Below are 2,425 nucleotides of genomic sequence, written 5' to 3'. Positions count from 1 at the left end.
CCGCGACCGCCGCGAAGGACGCCCTCGAGCGCGGCGTGCTGCTGTCGGCATCCGCACTCGACCTCGCGCCCATCAAGGAACTCGGGCTGCTCACCGCCAAGCCCTTCATCTTCGTCTTCAACGTCGACGAGTCGGTGCTGACGGATGCCGCACGTCTCGCCGAGCTCGCAGCCCTCGTCGCCCCCGCGAAGGCGGTGTTCCTCGACGCGAAGATCGAGTCCGAGCTCATCGACCTCGACCCCGAGGATGCCGCTGAGCTGCTGGCCTCCACCGGTCAGAGCGAGTCGGGTCTCGACCAGCTCGCGCGCGTCGGCTTCGACACGCTCGGGCTGCAGACCTACCTGACCGCGGGCCCGAAGGAGGCCCGCGCGTGGACGATCGGCAAGGGCTGGAAGGCCCCGCAGGCCGCCGGAGTGATCCACACCGACTTCGAGAAGGGCTTCATCAAGGCCGAGGTGATCTCGTTCCAGGACCTGCTCGACGCGGGGTCGGTCGTCGAGGCGCGCTCGCGCGGCAAGGCCCGCCTCGAGGGCAAGGAATACGTCATGCAGGACGGCGACGTCGTCGAATTCCGTCACAGTTAGGCATTTGGCGAAAGGGCAGGATGATCCGCTACAACCGCTCGACAATGTCGATCTACAGCGACGTGCGGACTGCGGCCGAGATCACGTCCGTTCTCGGCCTCGAACCGCACGACAGCCACGACATCGGCGAGCCGACGAAGGCTGCGCTGCGAGGCATGGATCTGAAGCCAGGAGCCATGTCCTATCAGCAAGCCCACTGGTCACTCAGCGCTGATGATGCTCTTGTCGATCCTGAGGACGAGACAGGCTTTGCATCGCTGAGGGTTCTCGTCGACTCTTTTCGAGATCGCGCAGAGGCACTCGCTGCGCTGCGCGCGGACTGCGAGACGATCATTTGGTGGTCGGGTGATTCGGATAGTTCTCAGGGAGGCTTCGTCATCCCCGCCGATCTCCTTGCCGATTTGGCGCGCCTGGGTTGCGACCTTTACGGAACCGCTTTCTTGGATGACGACGACGATGACGATGCCTAGCGGCGACGTGGTGGAGTTCCGCTTCAACAACTGAATGGGCCGTTTTGCCGCGGAATTACGCGGAATTTGGCGAATCAGTCCGCACAGACTCCGCAAAAGTCCGCAGAACACTTTCGACGAGAGTGCTCGTCGCGGCCCGTGTGCGGTCGTCGGCGGTGGGCCACAAATGGCTGTACGTGTTGAGCGTTGTGGTCGCTTTCGCGTGCCCGAGAGCGCGCTACACGGTGACGACATCGCGCCCCGCGGCGATCAATCCCGAGGCGTAGAAGTGCCGGAGATCGTGTAGCCGCACGCCTTCGATACCAGCACGCTGAAGCGTGGTCTTCCACCAATAGTGGATCGTGTTCTGGTGCGGTGGTTCGTTGTTCCTGCCGTAGAAGATCCACCGGTCGGCGCCGAACGTCTTCCAGGTGGCGATGTGCTCGCTCAGCAGGTTCAAGAGTTCGTCGGGCGCCGGGATGTCGCGCTCGGAGCCGTACTTGGGCGGGCGCAGATCGACGAGGCCGCCGGGCTTGCGTTGCACCTGCCGCCGCACGCGGATCTGGCGGTGCAGAAAGTCGACGTCGGGGAGCTGCATCGCCGCAGCCTCGCCGAGACGTAGCCCCGCGAACGCGCAGAATGCGATGAAGGGCCGGAACCACTCCTCGGCGGCGCTCATGATCTCCGCGACCTCTTCCGGCGTGGGGATCCGCATGGCCATGTCGGCCTTCCGCATGCGGGGGAGTGTCACCCCGAGTGACGGGTCCGTGGCGGTCAGCCGGTCGCGGACGGCCGCGCGGAGTACCGCGCGGATGTTGTTGACGCGTATCTTGATCGTTCCGGGTGCGTAGCCGCCGGCGTGCATCTGCTTCACCCACGCCTCGACCTGAGATCGGCGGATGCTGCGCAACTCCACCTCGCGGAACGCGCACTTCGCGACCGTGAGCTTCATCGCGACGGTGGTCGTCGGCGCCCACACCTGTCGTTGCGACCAGTCGGCGAAGTACGAGGCCAGCGAGATCGCACCGGCCTTCGGATCGACGTACATGCCGGTGACCACTTGCGAGGTGACCTCATCGAGCCACCGCTGAGCGTCGCGCTTCGTGCGGAAGTGTCGTGAATGCTCGCGGCGCATCTCGTCCCGGTAGCGCGCTCGCCAGGTGCCGTTGGGACGTTGCTTGATGCTCGCCATCGCTCACCTCCGAGGCCACCATTGTCGCTCAGTGGGTCGTCGACCTGCCAGAGCCGACCCCGCTCCGGTGCCGCGTTGGAGATCGAGCGCGCCGAACCGCTTGCGTATCAAAGGGCGTTGCGGTTGCCGGTGGCGTGGAGCGATATCCCTTCGAGATGGTCTTCGGGGACAGCAAGCAGGGCATGACCTTCCTGACAGTC

Annotated in this window: 3 protein-coding genes; 2 read left to right on the top strand and 1 reads right to left on the bottom strand. The window is 65.1% G+C overall.

The features are described from left to right. Both ASG00_RS18565 and ASG00_RS12750 read left to right on the top strand, forming a co-directional pair. On the top strand, positions 1 to 584 hold a 584-nt coding region (locus tag ASG00_RS18565; RefSeq protein WP_235559589.1), incomplete at its 5' end, for a DUF933 domain-containing protein. 20 nt (positions 585 to 604) lie between these two features. Beyond that, positions 605 to 1,054, top strand: a complete 450-nt coding sequence (locus tag ASG00_RS12750) for a hypothetical protein (protein ID WP_156454748.1) — start codon at positions 605 to 607, stop codon at positions 1,052 to 1,054. 217 nt (positions 1,055 to 1,271) lie between these two features. Here the strand turns inward: ASG00_RS12750 and ASG00_RS12745 are convergent, their stop codons facing one another. Continuing rightward, the gene (locus ASG00_RS12745; RefSeq protein ID WP_235557412.1) at positions 1,272 to 2,225 is read right to left on the bottom strand and encodes a tyrosine-type recombinase/integrase; all 954 of its coding nucleotides are present in this window, start codon (positions 2,223 to 2,225) and stop codon (positions 1,272 to 1,274) included. Positions 2,226 to 2,425: the final 200 nt, after the last annotated feature.

Source organism: Microbacterium sp. Leaf351, from assembly GCF_001423825.1.
Lineage (GTDB): Bacteria > Actinomycetota > Actinomycetes > Actinomycetales > Microbacteriaceae > Microbacterium > Microbacterium ginsengisoli.
This window is presented reverse-complemented; position numbering and strand designations above follow the sequence as displayed.